The 14,011-nt window shown below is 70.5% G+C and carries 14 protein-coding genes; 11 read left to right on the top strand and 3 right to left on the bottom strand.

Annotation, left to right across the window (positions count from 1 at the left end):
* Window position 1: 1 nt before the first annotated feature.
* From GPZ80_RS03870 to GPZ80_RS03850, 5 genes are read left to right on the top strand one after another with little or no spacing between them, the layout of a single operon-like run.
* A complete protein-coding gene (locus tag GPZ80_RS03870) occupies window positions 2-2,434 on the top strand; it encodes a hypothetical protein (RefSeq protein ID WP_187218393.1) in 2,433 nt (810 codons plus the stop codon).
* An 8-nt stretch (window positions 2,435-2,442) separates the two neighbouring features.
* Complete coding sequence (locus GPZ80_RS03865) at window positions 2,443-2,868, top strand: hypothetical protein (RefSeq protein ID WP_187218392.1); 426 nt, start codon at window positions 2,443-2,445, stop codon at window positions 2,866-2,868.
* 11 nt (window positions 2,869-2,879) lie between these two features.
* Window positions 2,880-3,203 carry a hypothetical protein gene (locus tag GPZ80_RS03860; RefSeq protein WP_187218391.1) on the top strand — a complete coding sequence of 108 codons (324 nt, stop codon included), beginning with the start codon at window positions 2,880-2,882 and terminating at the stop codon, window positions 3,201-3,203.
* Window positions 3,200-4,624: a hypothetical protein gene (locus GPZ80_RS03855; RefSeq protein ID WP_187219033.1), complete on the top strand. Its 1,425-nt coding sequence runs from the start codon at window positions 3,200-3,202 to the stop codon at window positions 4,622-4,624. The genes GPZ80_RS03860 and GPZ80_RS03855 overlap by 4 nt, the downstream gene beginning before the upstream one ends.
* Before the next feature lie 10 nt (window positions 4,625-4,634).
* Window positions 4,635-4,979 carry a hypothetical protein gene (locus GPZ80_RS03850; protein WP_187218390.1) on the top strand — a complete coding sequence of 115 codons (345 nt, stop codon included), beginning with the start codon at window positions 4,635-4,637 and terminating at the stop codon, window positions 4,977-4,979.
* A gap of 561 nt (window positions 4,980-5,540) precedes the next feature.
* On the opposite strand, the gene GPZ80_RS03845 is transcribed toward GPZ80_RS03850, so the two are convergent.
* The 3 genes from GPZ80_RS03845 to GPZ80_RS03835 all read right to left on the bottom strand — a co-directional run bounded on the left by GPZ80_RS03845 (window position 5,541) and on the right by GPZ80_RS03835 (window position 7,335).
* Window positions 5,541-5,966: a hypothetical protein gene (locus GPZ80_RS03845; protein ID WP_187218389.1), complete on the bottom strand. Its 426-nt coding sequence runs from the start codon at window positions 5,964-5,966 to the stop codon at window positions 5,541-5,543.
* 216 nt (window positions 5,967-6,182) lie between these two features.
* Window positions 6,183-6,542 carry a hypothetical protein gene (locus GPZ80_RS03840; RefSeq protein WP_187218388.1) on the bottom strand — a complete coding sequence of 120 codons (360 nt, stop codon included), beginning with the start codon at window positions 6,540-6,542 and terminating at the stop codon, window positions 6,183-6,185.
* Entirely contained in the window at window positions 6,517-7,335 is an 819-nt protein-coding gene (locus GPZ80_RS03835) for a dienelactone hydrolase family protein (RefSeq protein WP_187218387.1), read from the bottom strand. The genes GPZ80_RS03840 and GPZ80_RS03835 overlap by 26 nt, the downstream gene beginning before the upstream one ends.
* Before the next feature lie 60 nt (window positions 7,336-7,395).
* On the opposite strand from GPZ80_RS03835, the gene glmS reads away from it, so the two are divergent.
* Genes glmS through GPZ80_RS03805 form a run of 6 tightly spaced genes read left to right on the top strand, consistent with a single transcriptional unit; the run spans window position 7,396 to window position 13,988 of the window.
* Window positions 7,396-9,255, top strand: coding sequence for a glutamine--fructose-6-phosphate transaminase (isomerizing) (gene glmS / locus GPZ80_RS03830; RefSeq protein WP_187218386.1), 1,860 nt, complete (start codon window positions 7,396-7,398; stop codon window positions 9,253-9,255).
* A gap of 2 nt (window positions 9,256-9,257) precedes the next feature.
* A complete protein-coding gene (locus GPZ80_RS03825; RefSeq protein ID WP_187218385.1) occupies window positions 9,258-10,694 on the top strand; it encodes an NAD(P)H-hydrate dehydratase in 1,437 nt (478 codons plus the stop codon).
* Entirely contained in the window at window positions 10,687-11,763 is a 1,077-nt protein-coding gene (gene alr / locus GPZ80_RS03820; RefSeq protein WP_187218384.1) for an alanine racemase, read from the top strand. Before GPZ80_RS03825 ends, alr begins: the two co-directional genes overlap by 8 nt.
* 32 nt (window positions 11,764-11,795) lie before the next feature.
* On the top strand, window positions 11,796-12,836 hold the full coding sequence (locus GPZ80_RS03815; protein ID WP_187218941.1) for an alpha/beta fold hydrolase: 1,041 nt from the start codon (window positions 11,796-11,798) through the stop codon (window positions 12,834-12,836).
* Window positions 12,829-13,284: a tRNA (adenosine(37)-N6)-threonylcarbamoyltransferase complex ATPase subunit type 1 TsaE gene (gene tsaE, locus GPZ80_RS03810; RefSeq protein WP_187218383.1), complete on the top strand. Its 456-nt coding sequence runs from the start codon at window positions 12,829-12,831 to the stop codon at window positions 13,282-13,284. The genes GPZ80_RS03815 and tsaE overlap by 8 nt, the downstream gene beginning before the upstream one ends.
* A 5-nt stretch (window positions 13,285-13,289) precedes the next feature.
* Complete coding sequence (locus tag GPZ80_RS03805; RefSeq protein WP_187218382.1) at window positions 13,290-13,988, top strand: HAD family hydrolase; 699 nt, start codon at window positions 13,290-13,292, stop codon at window positions 13,986-13,988.
* Window positions 13,989-14,011: the final 23 nt, after the last annotated feature.

Raw genomic sequence — 14,011 nt, 5'->3', positions numbered from 1 at the left:
GATGGCGCCAAGCCCAGTAGTCGCTGACATCCTGAACGCGCTCAGCACCCCGACCGCGCACCCGGACGACACCTCCGAGGCCAAGCTGCGCAGGCTCGAGCGGTTCGCGGGCATGATGGACAAGACGAAACTCGGCTTTCTCTACGACCGGTGGCGCAATCACCCGGCCTGCCAGGGCAAGTGGAGCGAAAAGGCCTGGGGTGACGGTGAGGAAGAGCGCACCGAGCCCGGCGGCGGCCTCTACAAGCTCAAGATCATCAGCTGGGGCATGATGACCGGGGCCCGTGGTCGGCTGGACCAGCTCACCAAGGCCGCGCACGGCATCGACGCGGCCATCGCCGACGCCACCACCAAGCTCGCCGTGGCGTGGGACAGCAAGGCGGGCGAGAACGCGGTCACCAAGATCAACGAGATGAAGGCCGCGACCGCCAGTTACAACACGATGCTCACACAATTGCGTGACCACCTCGCGGGCGCCAGCACCGCGACCAACGAGGTGATCGAGAAGCTTGCGAACTTCGCCGATCAGAGCGACGGCGGCAAGCCTTTGGTGGAGAAATACGCCGGGCTTGGCGGCAATAGCGACGGTGACACCGACTCGGTCAGCCGTGCGCAGTACAGCACCTATATGGACGAGATGTGGAAGATCGTCAACACCGGTGACGACATGGGCGTGTATCGGAACTCGCCGTCGAAATACGAGAAGGCCGAGGACCACGACTACGAGTGGGATCACATCTCGCCGTCGGACTTGCGCACACCGGGTCGAGTCGAACTCGAAGAGGGTGACGACCGGTGGTCAAACGAGATCTGCAACGACCTCGACGACTTGTGCAACCTCTACCAGTCGACCATTCGCAATTTCCGGCAGCGGGTGACCCAGACCGTCGACGCGGTGATCGCGGCGTGGACGCAGTTGTCGACCAACACGTTCGGAGATCACGACCCGTACGCGAAGCTGTCGGTTCTGATCCCGGGCGACACGGGCGGCAAGGACCCGGGCGGCAAAGATCCCGGTGGTAAGGACCCTGGCGGTAAGGACCCGGGCGGCAAGAACCCGGGCGGCGGCAGCCAGCCCGGTGGAAACGCCGGCTACCAGCCGCCGCCCATGCCCAAGCCCGGCGACCTGGACGGCGACGGCAAGCCCGACAACCCCGGCGACGCGAACATGGATGGGAAGCCGGATAACCCCGGCGACCTCAACATGGACGGCAAGCCCGACAACCCTGGGGACAAGGACGGCGACGGCAAGCCAGACAACCCGGCGGACAAGGACGGCGACGGCAAGCCAGACGACCCGAGCGACCTCGACGGCGACGGCAAGCCGGACTCGCTGGTTCAGGGCCCCGGCACGCCGGAGACGGTCAAGATCACCGAAGGCGACCGGACCATCGAGGTCGCCAGCCCGGACGGGCAGGGCCACGTCAAGGTCACCGTCGACGATGGCACCGGCAACCCGAAGACCTACGACCTGGATTTCGCCACCGCGGCCGGGCTCGCGGACGGCTCCACCGCGATCGGTCCGGACGGACGTCCGGTCACCGCCGACGGTCAGCCCGCCGCGTTCGGCCCGAGTGGACCCGGATCCACGGTGGGTCCCGATGGCAAGCCGCTGTCGGCCGAAGCAGGCGTGGAGCACGTACAGGCTGGTCCTGACGGCAAGGCCGTGATCCAGGACGGTCCGCTGACGATCACCGCGGAGCGCGACCCGGGTGCGCCCGACACCGTCATCGTGACCGTGGACGACGGGTCCGGGAAGTCCACCACCTACACCCTCGACTACGCGGAATCGGCGGCAGGCGCTCAGCCGGTGACGGGTTCCTCGACTCCCGGCGTCAACGGCGGACCGGCCGACCTGGGCGCGCCCGTGGGCGCCTCGGCAGCGGGCGCTCCGGCATCGGCGGGCGTGGCAGGCGGTCCGGCGTCGATGGGCGCGCCGGGCGATTCGGGCGGCAACGGCCCGGCGTCGGCGGGTTCACCCGGTGGATCCAGCGGCCAGGGCGCGGCCTTCACGGGTTCCCCGGTCGGTTCGCCAGACAGCGGTTTCCAGGCGGGCGGCCACGGTCCGGTGGAGGGGGCGACCTACGCGGCGAGCGTCGACAGTGGTGTCTCCCAGGCTTGGGGCGCGGCGGGCAACGTGTTCGACGGCGGCGCCGAGGATCCGTCCTCGACAGACTCGTCCGCAGCCGGTCCCGGCGAGGCCGGGCTTTCCAGCGCCCAGTCGACTCCCGGTGGCGACCATGCGAGCCAGCCTGGCTCCGCAGTGGGCGGCGGGATGCCGATGGGCGGCGGTATGGCGGGTGGCGGCGGTGGCGGTGGTGGTGGTGGTGACCAAGAGCGCAGCGGCTCGCAGTGGCGGACCACCGGCACTCTCTTCGATGACGACTACCTGGAAACGCAGACGAGCATGAGCAGCATCGACGGCGGGAACTGAGGGACGCCATGGATGACATGACCATCGAGAGCAGGCTCATCCTCGCCAAGTACGAGGACATCGCCAACGAGTACCACGCCAGGGTCAACAACATCGGCGAGGACTTCGCGCAGGAGGTCAAGGCCCGTGAGGCCGAAGCCGCTGAGCGCGATCGGATCCAGGCGGAGATGAAGCCCGCCATCGTGGCGGAGAAGGTGGCATCCGAGCAGGCATACCTGCGTGAGCAGGCGGAGAAGGAGAAGAACAGCACTTGGGAGCCACGCGAGGCCAAACCCAAGGTGCTGTCCTTCGGGGGTGAGGAACTCGACGACGAGTCCGCCCCGCCGCCGCCTCCGGCGCCGCAGGCGCGCAGGCCGCGGCCCGCGCCCAGTCGTCCGGTCGCGGTGGAGGAAGAGGAAGAAGACGACTGGTCGGGCCGTAGCTGGGTGAGGTGAGCGGGGGAGCTATGACATCCGGGGAACTCCGGGTCGACCACGAATCGGTCGATCTTGTGGTCCGTGAGTTGGCCGACCTCAAGACCGCCTTGGTCGCTGTGGTGGCTTACGTGCGGGAGGAGGACCTCACGCCGTCGTCATTCGGGGTCTTGGGCGAACAGATGGCAGCTGGTGCGGCGTTCGTTCAGGTGCGGGATGCCCTCGTGGCGTCGATGGAGAAGGCTTTGCCGTTGTTGGCGGACCTCAGCGATTCCGTGGAGGAGTCGGCCCTGCGGGTGCGGGCGGTCGACGAGGAGTCGGCCGCGCTGATCACCAGGGCGGGTGAAATGCGGTGAGCCGCACACTGGAGGCGGTGGCTGAGGCGCTGCAACCGGTGCCCGCCGCGGATTCCGCGAACACCTCGACGGCGCTGATCGACGGGCTCAAGGGTTTGTGCGACGTGCTCGCCGAGGGCGGCCCCCTGTTCACCCGGTGGCGGACGCATCCGGCGGCTCGTGGTGGCTGGCAGGAAACCCCGTGGGGCAACGACCTCGACCTGCGGATGTTGGCCGAGCTTCGGGGCACCGAGTTTGGGCGGCTCGACGCGGGACAACAGCGGCTGGCGTCACTGGCTGCGGCGGCCGCCGAACTCGGCCAGGTGCACTTGGGCGCCGAGGGTGCGGCCCAATTGGTGCGGACCAAGCTCGACAAGTTCGCTACGAACGCGCGGACCTGGCAGGAGGCGCTCACGATGCTCGCCACCGTCGTCGACGGGGCGGGCAAGGTCGCCGCGACTGGGTTGCGTGCGTTGGTCGACGAGCTGAAGTCGGTCTCGCTCAAGGACCTCACGGTCGACGACCAGGCTAAGCGGACAATGCAGATCGCGCGTGTCGACGACGCGATGAACAGCGGAACCCTTTGGGGCAGAACGTTTCCAGTGGACGCTCTGCGCACACCGGGTGTGTGTGACCTCAATCTTGTGCCCGGACAGCTGGGCGAGTCGTGGCCCAGCAACGAGGTGATCAACTACCTCGACGACTTCTGCGCGCGCTACGACGCCATTGTCGGCAAGTTCCGGCGCAACCTTCGCGATGTGCACGAAGCCACCGCGCGGGCTTGGCTGGCGTTGGGGGACATGGCGCGGGGTGTTGACGCGGATCCGTTCGCGCGTCTGGGAAGTGTGGGGAGTGGGGCCACCGGCGAGAGTGTGACGATCCGCCAGGGCGGCCACGCGATCAAGGTGACCGAGCCGGATGCCGACGGCCGTGTCGCGCTGAATGTCGATGGCAAGCAGTACGTGCTGGGGATGCAGCCAGAGCCCGGAGCGCAGCCTGCGCCTGAGGCGGTCAAAGGTGGCGGGCCCGCGGGCGAGTCGGGCACCGGGAGTGCGGGTGCGGGCGGCGGCGCGGGTTCCGGTGGCGGTGGAGGCGGCGGCGGTGCCGAGGCGCTGGGTGGTGGCGGCGGTGGCGGTGGCGCCGCCGGCACGGCGACTCCGCCTGCTGAAGGGATTTCGGCGGGCGCGCAGGCTCCGAACGATGACTCTGAGAAGCCTCGCTCCGGTGCCGCGGCTGCCGGCGGGGCCCCTGTGGGCGGGGCCGCGCCCGTCGGTGGGGCGCCGATGGGGGGCATGGGTGGCGCCGGTGGTGGGCAGGGCGGTGGCGACTCCGAGCGCAAGGCGAGCAAGTGGCGGTTGGCGGGCACCCTGTTCGACGACCGCGACCCGATGGCGAGCTTCGACGGCGTCGTCGGCGAAGACCCGGCAGCACGCGCGAAGTAGGGAGGCGACCGTGATCGACGAGACGGACCCGGCGGTCCGCGCGGCCCGCGCGGCGTTCCAGCAGATCCGCGCCGACCTGGGCGACCGCCTCGACGCCTCCCGCGTCGCGTACCAGGCGAAGCTGGCGGCGCACGAGAAGTACGTCGCCGAGCGCGCGGCGAAGGAAGAGGCTCAGCGGGCCGAGCAGGCCCCACCGCGCCAGGAGCGGAAGAAGGCGGTTCCCAGGGACCGCAAGGGCAAGCCGCCCGTCCAGGAGAAGCCCGTTCGGGCCGTGCCGCCGAAGCAGGCCCGGCCCGAGCCCGTCGACCCGTCGGACACCGGGGTGTTCTCCGTGAGCTGGATGACCAAGAACTAGTTCCAGCGCGGCGGCGGTGCGAACCCGGCGCCAGGTCCCGTACCGGCGCGGCGAGCGCGGATCACTTCGGCCGCCGTAGGCATCGCCGACAACACAACCACCGGCCACGCCGAACACCCCGAAGAAAGCCGTGGTCAACCCGCGCACACCCATCACGATGCCGAACGCCCGGCCGCGGAACCGCAGGACCGTCACGGAGGCGAATGCGGTCAGGATCCCGACGATGAACCTCACCGCGATGGGGAGCGCGTACCGCCAGTCCATGCCAAGGAAAACCTGAAGTGCTCGTCATCCACGCTCGATTTGTACTTGGGCGACAAGGAAACGGCCAGACCGAGCTGCGACACCGCTTGCAGGATCAGCAGGACACCCGCGGCGACGACAAGGCCGTGCCCGGGCGCAGGCGGCGGACCCGGCCTGGGCACGTCTCCCGGCGGCGGCCGCCAGTGCTGCTGGGCCGGGGGCGTGGCGGTACTCCCTGCCGCGGTATGGCTGTCGCGGCTGACCTGGCCCGAAAGGCATGTCCCGAACCCTGTCCAGGGTCCGGGGAACGCCCCATGGTCAAAACCCGCGGTGACCTGGCGGCGGCAGCTGAGGGGGCGCCACGATCAGCGCGGCGTTCACGATCGGGCGCATCACAAGGATCACCAACACCACCGCGCCGATGAATCCGCTGATCGGGATGGCGATCCAGTAGGCGTCGTCCCAGCCTTTGCGCCACGCGCGGGGGAGTTGGAGGGCGACCTGGAGTCCGAGGATCGCCAGGAGGCCGATCCCGCCGCTCAGGACCAGGGAGCGGCCTGCGGCGCGGCGCTGCCGTAGTTGGATCCCGCCCGCGATCAGCAGACCGGCGCAGATGATGTACCCGCCAAGGAACAGCACGCCCGTCCGGCCGAGGATCGACATCGGCAGGGCGACGACCGCCATGACGAGCGCGAACGCCCCGGTCGACTTGGCCGCGGCCACCGGGTCCTGGGGTGCCCGCATCGGATATGGCTGCCCCGGCATGGGCTGTCCGTACCCCGGAGCCCCGTATCCCGGAGGCGGTCCATATCCGGCAGGTGGTCCATAGCCGGGCTGTTGGCCGTACCCAGGGCCGTTGCCCGGTGGCGGGCCGAACCCGGGTGGACCCGGCTGCTGAGGCGGACCGTAGTTCATACCGCCAAGGTTAGAGGTACGCCCCGATCCCCGTTCGCGGTTCCGTCAGTCGTTCGCCGCGATGTGTTCGGTGAAGACGAGGATCACCAGCACCAGTAGTGCGGCCACCGTCATGGCGTTGAACGCGAACACCAGCCGAACGGTGGTTTGGAGGGCGGGCACCAGCATGGTCAGCGTCGCCAGCACCAGCGCGATCGGGGCGCAGACCAGACACAGCACCCGCCCGGCCCGCCGTCCTTTGAGGACGAGCACGCCGCCCGCGATCATCCCGAGGTCGCACAGCAGCGTCACGATGCCCGTGAGCCTCAGGTACACCGACAGCAGCCAGGTCAACCCGATCACGATCGAGAGCACGCCGATGGTCGTCGCGCGGTGGGACCTAGGCGGTGGTGGCCAGATCGTCATCACCGTCGAAGGTGATCTCGGCGCCCTTGATGTCTTCCTCGACCAGCGGGAGGTATTCGGCCTCACCGGTGAGGTGAACCAGGAAGAACGCGGTGAGCAGCGCCCGGGACACGCGCTGGGTGGCGTGCTGGGCCTTGCCGTCGACGAGCAGCCCGCTCCAGTGCCTGCCCTCGGTGAACCCGAGGTGGGTCGCCTTGGGCAGCGTCCGCACCTGCACCGGCCCCGCCCACATCCGGGCGATCAGCTCTGAGTTGCCCACCGGCGGCGCGACCCGGTCGGCACCCGCGGCCAGGTGCAGACCCGGCATGCCGCAGGAACGGGCCGCCTCGGACGCGAACGGCTTCGTCTGGGTGGCGGCCATGGTCGCCACCGCGCGGACCCGGTTGTCGTCCGCCGCGGCGAGGACGGCGCAGCCGCCGCCGGTGGAGTGGCCCGCGAGGCCGAGCTTGTCGCCGTCGACGCTGATCGCGCCCTCGCCCAGGCGGACGCCGACGCAGACGTCGAGGGCGGTGCGCAGGTCGGAGGCGAGCAGCCGGTGTGAGCCCAGCGGCCCGGTGTGGGTACCGGGCGCGGCGACGACGATGCCCCAGGACGCCAGGTGGCGGAACAATCCGCGATACCGGTCGGGGGGCTGGAGCCAGCCGTGGCCGAACGCGACAGCGGGCAGCCCGAGGCCCGATTTCGGCGTGAAGACCAGCCCGGGCATCCCGATCAGCGCGAGGTCGCCGCGAAGGACCTCGTTGGGACCGGGACGCGAAAGCTCGTCGAGCAGGTGCTTGGCCTTGCGTGCCATGTGGTCAGCCTATCGGTGGCCGCGCATCGGGGTGTGGCGGTGCCGGCTACCCTGGTGCGCGTGTGCGGAATCGTGGGATATGTGGGCCACCGGCAGGCACTGGACGTCGTGCTCGGCGGGCTTCGCCGCCTTGAGTACCGCGGGTACGACTCGGCCGGAATCGCCGTCCTGACCGGCGCGGACCTGGCTGTGGAGCGCAAGGCGGGCAGGCTCGCCAACCTGGAGGCCAGGCTCGACGAGGTCGGCCGCGAGGGCTTCGGCGGCACCGCGGGCATGGGCCACACCCGCTGGGCCACCCACGGCGCCCCGATCGACCGCAACTCCCACCCGCACCGCGACACGACCGGCCGGGTCGCGGTCGTGCACAACGGCATCATCGAGAACTTCGTCGCCCTGCGCGGCGAGTTGGAGTCCGCGGGTATCGAGTTCAGCAGCGACACCGACTCCGAGACGGCCGCGCACCTGGTCGCCCGCGCCTACGCCGACGGCGAGACCGCCGGTGACCTGCCCGCCAGCGTCCGGGCCGTCTGCGCCCGCCTGGAGGGCGCGTTCACGCTGGTCGTGACCCATGTCGACGAGCCGGATCTGATCGTCGCCGCGCGCCGGTCCTCGCCGCTCGTGGTCGGCATCGGCGACGGTGAGACGTTCGTCGCCTCCGACGTCGCCGCGTTCATCGAGTACACCCGCGAGGCCGTCGAGCTGGGTCAAGACCAGCTCGTCGTGATCACCCGCGAGGGCTACGAGGTCCTCGACTTCCACGGCGAGCCCGCCCCGGCCAAGCCGTTCACCGTCGACTGGGACCTCTCCGCCGCCGAGAAGGGCGGCCACGAGTACTTCATGCTCAAGGAGATCGAGGAGCAGCCCGAGGCGCTGGCGAACACGCTGCGCGGGCACTTCGTCGACGGCCGGATCGTGCTCGACGAACAGCGGCTCGCCGAGCAGGACCTGCGCGACGTGGACAAGGTCTTCGTCGTGGCCTGCGGCTCGGCCTACCACTCCGGCCTGGTCGCCAAGTACGCCATCGAGCACTGGACCCGGCTGCCCGTCGAGGTCGAGCTGGCCTCGGAGTTCCGCTACCGCGACCCGGTGCTCGACCGCGACACGCTCGTCGTGGCGGTCTCCCAGTCCGGTGAGACAGCCGACACCCTGGAGGCCGTGCGCCACGCGCGTGAGCAGAAGGCGCGCGTCCTCGCGGTGTGCAACACCAACGGCGCCCAGATCCCCCGCGAGTCCGACGCGGTCCTCTACACCCACGCGGGCCCGGAGATCGGGGTCGCGTCCACCAAGGCGTTCCTCGCGCAGATCGCGGCGAACTACCTGGTCGGTCTGGCCCTCGCGCAGGCCCGCGGCACCAAGTACCCCGACGAGATCGCCCGCGAGTTCCACGAGCTGGAGGCGATGCCCGAGGCCGTCCGCCGGGTCCTCGGCACGGTCGACCAGGTCCGCGCGCTCGGCCGCGACCTGTCCGACTCCAAGGCCGTGCTCTTCCTCGGCCGCCACGTCGGCTACCCGGTGGCCCTCGAAGGCGCGCTCAAGCTCAAGGAACTGGCGTACATGCACGCCGAGGGCTTCGCCGCGGGCGAACTCAAGCACGGCCCGATCGCGCTGATCGAGGAAGGCCTGCCGGTCGTCGTGGTCATGCCGTCGCCGAAGGGCCGCGCGGTGCTGCACTCGAAGCTGGTGTCCAACATCAGTGAGATCCAGGCGCGCGGCGCGCGCACGATCGTCATCGCCGAGGAGGGCGACGAGACGGTCCGCCCGTTCGCCGACGAGCTGATCGAGATCCCCGCGGTGCCGACGCTGCTGCAGCCGCTGGTGTCGACCGTCCCGTTGCAGGTGCTCGCCGCCGAGATCGCCCGCTCGCGCGGGTACGACGTCGACAAGCCGCGCAACCTGGCGAAGTCCGTTACGGTCGAATAGCCGTGAAGGGCGTCTGGACCACGGCGCGCGTCCGGGAGGCCGAGGACAAGGTACTCGCCCGGACGCCGGAGGGCGCCCTGATGCGCCGCGCCGCCCACGGTGTCGCGCTCCACACGATCCGGCTCCTCCGCTCGACGACCGGCGCGGTGGCCGGTCGGCGGGTCGTCCTGCTGGTCGGCGCGGGCAACAACGGCGGCGACGCGCTGTGGGCGGGCGCCATGCTGCGCAAGCGTTCCGTGGCGGTCACGGCCGTCCTCCTGCAGCCCGACCGCGCCCACGCCGGAGGACTCGAAGCGCTGCTGTGGGCGGGCGGACGGGTCGGCATGGCAGAGGACGTCGACAACGCCCACGTGGTGATCGACGGGATCGTCGGGCTGTCCGCGCGCGGTTCGCTGCGGCCGGACGCCGCCGCGCTGGTCTCACGGGTGCGGGCGCCGATCGTCGCGGTGGACCTGCCCAGCGGTGTCGACCCGGACACCGGAGCCGTCGACGGCCCCGCGGTCGACGCCAAGGTCACGGTCACTTTCGGCGCGCTCAAGCCGGTCCACTTCCTGAGCCCACGCTGCGGCGAGGTGCACCTGGTGGATCTCGGCCTCGACCTGGCCGACCCGGACTTCGAGGTGTTCGACGCCGAGGATGTCGGTCGGGCGTGGCCGTTGCCCGGTCCGTCGGACGACAAGTTCACCCAGGGTGTGGTCGGCATCGCGGCCGGGTCGGCGACCTACCCGGGCGCGGCCGTGCTCTCGGTCGGCGCCGCGGTGCGGGCCACCTCGGGCATGACCCGCTACGCCGGGTCCGCCGCCGACGAGGTCCGCCAGCGCTGGCCCGAGGTGGTCGCGACCGGGTCCGTGGAGGACGCGGGCCGGGTGCAGGCCTGGGTCGTCGGACCGGGTCTGGGCACCGGCAAGGCCTCGCGTGACGTGGTGGCCACGGTCTTGGCCGCGGGCGTTCCGGCCGTCGTGGACGCCGACGGCATCACCCTGCTCGCCGAACACTCCTCCCTCTGGGACTCCCGCGACCCCGATGTCCCGGTGCTGCTCACCCCGCACGACCGCGAGTTCGCCCGCATCGCCGGACCGCTCGGGGTCGACCTGGGCGCCGACCGGGTCGCCGCCGCCCGCGGGCTGGCGGCGAAGCTGAACGCGACCGTGCTGCTCAAGGGCCACGCGACCGTCATCGCCGCCCCGGACGGGCGCGTGGCCGTGAACGCCGCCCGCTCGTACTGGCTGGCCACCGCGGGGTCGGGCGATGTCCTTTCCGGACTCTGCGGCGCACTGCTCGCCGCGGGGCTCGAACCGCTGCTCGCCGGTGCGTGCGCGGCATTCGTGCATGTCCGCGCGGGTGAGCTGGCCGCGTCCGGTTCGCCCACCTCCGCGTCGGCCATCGTGGACGCGCTGCCCGACGCCATCCGCGGTGTGTCACGATTCCGTCATGCCTGACCAGCCGCGCGCCGAGGTGACGGTCGATCTCGACCACATCCGGCACAACGTCGCGCTGCTGTCCGCGCGCGCCGCCGGCGCGGAGACGATGGCCGTGGTGAAGGCCGACGGCTACGGCCACGGCGCTGTGCCGGTGGCCCGTGCCGCCCTTTCCGCGGGCGCGACCTGGCTCGGTGTGGCCTCCGTGCACGAGGCCGCGGTGTTGCGCGCGGCCGGCATCACCGCGCCGATCCTGGCCTGGCTCGACGTCCCCGGCGCGCAGGGCCCGTCCGACATCGATCTGTCGGTGTCCTCTGTGGAGCAGCTGGCCCGCCTGTCCGGCAGGCGAATCCATCTCAAGATCGACACTGGGTTGAGCCGCAACGGGTGCCCGCGCTCGGCGTGGCCCGAGTTGGTCGCCGCGGCGGCCGCGTCGGACAACGAGGTGTACGCGGTGTGGTCGCATCTCGCGTGCGCCGACGAACCGGGTCACCCGTCGGTCGACCAGCAGGCCGCGCGGTTCGCCGAGGCGTACCAAGTCGCGCTGGACGCCGGTCTGACGCCGCGCAGGCACCTGGCGAACTCCGCGGCCACGCTCGACCGCAAGGACCTGCACTTCGACCTGGTGCGCGTGGGTATCGCCATGTACGGGCTGAACCCCTTGCCCTATCACGAAGACCTGCGCCCGGCGATGACGTTCCGGTCCTCGGTCGTGCTCACCAAGCGGATCGACGCGGGCGAGTCCGTCTCCTATGGACACACGTGGACCGCTGACCGGGCAACGAGTCTGGCTCTGGTGCCGGTGGGCTACGCCGACGGTGTCTCGCGATCATTGTCCGGCCGGTTCGAGGTGTTCCTCGGCGGGAAGCGTCGTCCGGTGCGCGGCCGGGTCTGCATGGACCAGATCATGGTCGACTGCGGCGACGACGAAGTCCTGGTGGGGGACGAAGTCGTGCTGTTCGGCACCGGCGAGCGCGGCGAGCCCACCGCCCGTGAGTGGGCCGACACCATCGGGACGATCGACTACGAGATCGTGACCGGCATGTACCGCTCGCGCGTGGCGCGCTCGTACCTTGGCGAGTCCTCGTGAGCGTGGCCAACCGGGTCCTCGCGGGTATCGGCATGGCCATCGCAGGCGGCGCCGTGGTCGCGGGCGTCATCCGGGCCCGGAGGCCGGACGAGCTCTACCCGGGTGTGGCGCTGGGCGAGTTGCCGCCCGACCGGGTCAGCACGGTCGCCGCGGCGGACGGCGGCGCGTTGTCCGTCGAGGAGGTCGACCCGGCCGACGGCGGCAAGCCGGAGCTCACCGTCATTCTGGTGCACGGGTTCGCGCTTTCCCGCCGCTGCTGGCACTTCCAGCGCGAGATGCTCGCCGCCATGACCGAACCCCGTGTGCGGCAGGTGCTCTACGACCACCGCAGCCACGGCCGCTCCGCGCTGACCGACGAGGAGTCGAGCACGATCGAGCAGCTCGCCCGCGACCTCGACGACGTCATCCGGGCCATGGCGCCGGACGGTCCGCTGGTGCTCGTCGGGCACTCGATGGGCGGCATGGCGATCATGGAGCTGGCCGAGCAGAACCCGGGCCTGTTCGCCGAACGGGTCGAAGGCGTCGCGCTCATCGGCACGTCCGCGGGCGAGGTCGGCAAGAGCGGCCTCTCCCGTCCGCTGCTCTCGAAGTACAACCCGGTCACCCGCTACGTCGGCCGGTTCGCAGACTGGCAGCCAGGTCTGGTCGAACTCGTGCGGGCGAGCGGCGGCCACCTCACGCGGCAGGCGGTGCGCAGGCTCGCCTTCGGGTCGCGCAGCGTCAGCCCGAGCCTGGTGGACTTCCTGATGGACATGCTCAACGTGACCCCGGTGCGGGTGCTGGCGGACTTCATCGAGACTCTGGGCAGCCACAACAGGTACGCGGCTCTGGCTGGTTTGAAATACTGCCGGGTGTTGGTGATCGGCGCCGACGAGGACCGGATGACGCCGTTCGAGCACACCGAACGCATCGCCTTAGAACTGCCCGACGCCGTGCTGGTCCGAGCCCGCGGCGCTGGGCACATGGTCATGTTGGAACAACCCGATTTCGTGAACGATCACCTGGCCGACCTCCTCCGCGAGTGCGCGCGGAGCGCTGGGGCCGGGCGGAAGAAGTGGTGGCGTCGTGGCTGAGACGATCGAACTGCGCCAGGTCGAGGACACCCTCGACTTCGGCCGCAAACTTGGCGAGATGGTGCGCCCCGGCGACCTGATCCTGCTCGCCGGCCCGCTGGGCGCGGGCAAAACCGTTGTCGCCAAAGGCATAGCCGCCGGGCTCGGGGTGCACGGCCGGGTCAGCAGCCCCACCTTCATCATCGCCCGCGAACACCGGGCGGGCGATCGAGGCATCCCGCTGGTCCACGTCGACGCCTACCGGCTCGGCGGTGACCTCACCGAGTTGGACGATCTGGACCTGGACACGGAGTTGGTGGACGCCGTCGTGGTCATCGAATGGGGCGAGGGCGCGGCCGAGCGCCTGTCGGAGGATCACCTGCTGATTCGCCTGGATCGCCGCCCCGACGACAGCCGTGTCGCCACCCTTGAACCACATGGAAACTGGGCCGACCGCCGGATAGGCTGACCCGCATGAAAGCCGTGATCTTCGACTGGGGCGGCACCCTCACCCCCTGGGTGACGATGGACATGCGCGCCGGCTGGCAGATCTACGCCGACATCGTCCACGCCGACGACCCCGAGCAGGCGAAGGTCATCGCCGAAGCCCTCCTCGCCGCCGACAACGCGGCTTGGTCACGCTGCCGCGCGGAGGCCACGGCCTTCTCGTTGAGCCACGTCCTGACCGAGGTGGGCGTGCCGGAGCACGAGGCGGCCTGGGCGGCGTACCGGGCTTTTTGGGACCAGGCCACGTACACGGACCCCGAAGTCACCCCCCTGATGACCGAACTCCGCGCCCGCGGCCTGCGCACCGGCGTCCTGTCGTCGACGTCCTGGCCCGGCACCTGGCACGAAGAGATCCTGATCCGCGACAACGTCCGCCACCTCTTCGACGCGTGTGTGTGGAGCAGCGACCTCGAGTACACGAAGCCGCACCCGAAGTCCTTCGAAGCCGCCATGCACGCGATCGGCATCGACGACCCGGCGGACTGCGTGTACGTGGGCGACCGCCCCCATGACGACATCAACGGGGCGAAGTCGGCGGGGATGAAGGCGATCTTGATTCCGCACAGCGACATCCCGGAGGACCAACTGGTCCCGGTGGACGTCGAACCAGACGCGATCCTGCACCGCCTTTCGGACCTCCCGGAGATCCTCGACAGCTGGAGCTAGCGGACAAGACGTACAACATGTAC

The organism is Actinokineospora xionganensis, assembly GCF_014323725.1.
Taxonomy (GTDB): domain Bacteria; phylum Actinomycetota; class Actinomycetes; order Mycobacteriales; family Pseudonocardiaceae; genus Actinokineospora; species Actinokineospora xionganensis.
This window is presented reverse-complemented; position numbering and strand designations above follow the sequence as displayed.

Excerpts from the sequence above, each read along its gene's own strand:
- GPZ80_RS03870 (WP_187218393.1), top strand. The coding sequence starts at position 2 with ATGGCGCCAAGCCCAGTAGTCGCTGACATCCTGAACGCGCTCAGCACC.
- GPZ80_RS03865 (WP_187218392.1), top strand. The coding sequence starts at position 2,443 with ATGGATGACATGACCATCGAGAGCAGGCTCATCCTCGCCAAGTACGAG.
- GPZ80_RS03860 (WP_187218391.1), top strand. The coding sequence starts at position 2,880 with ATGACATCCGGGGAACTCCGGGTCGACCACGAATCGGTCGATCTTGTG.
- GPZ80_RS03845 (WP_187218389.1), bottom strand. The coding sequence starts at position 5,966 with ATGCGGGCACCCCAGGACCCGGTGGCCGCGGCCAAGTCGACCGGGGCG.
- GPZ80_RS03840 (WP_187218388.1), bottom strand. The coding sequence starts at position 6,542 with ATGACGATCTGGCCACCACCGCCTAGGTCCCACCGCGCGACGACCATC.
- GPZ80_RS03835 (WP_187218387.1), bottom strand. The coding sequence starts at position 7,335 with ATGGCACGCAAGGCCAAGCACCTGCTCGACGAGCTTTCGCGTCCCGGT.
- alr (WP_187218384.1), top strand. The coding sequence starts at position 10,687 with ATGCCTGACCAGCCGCGCGCCGAGGTGACGGTCGATCTCGACCACATC.
- GPZ80_RS03815 (WP_187218941.1), top strand. The coding sequence starts at position 11,796 with ATGGCCATCGCAGGCGGCGCCGTGGTCGCGGGCGTCATCCGGGCCCGG.
- GPZ80_RS03805 (WP_187218382.1), top strand. The coding sequence starts at position 13,290 with ATGAAAGCCGTGATCTTCGACTGGGGCGGCACCCTCACCCCCTGGGTG.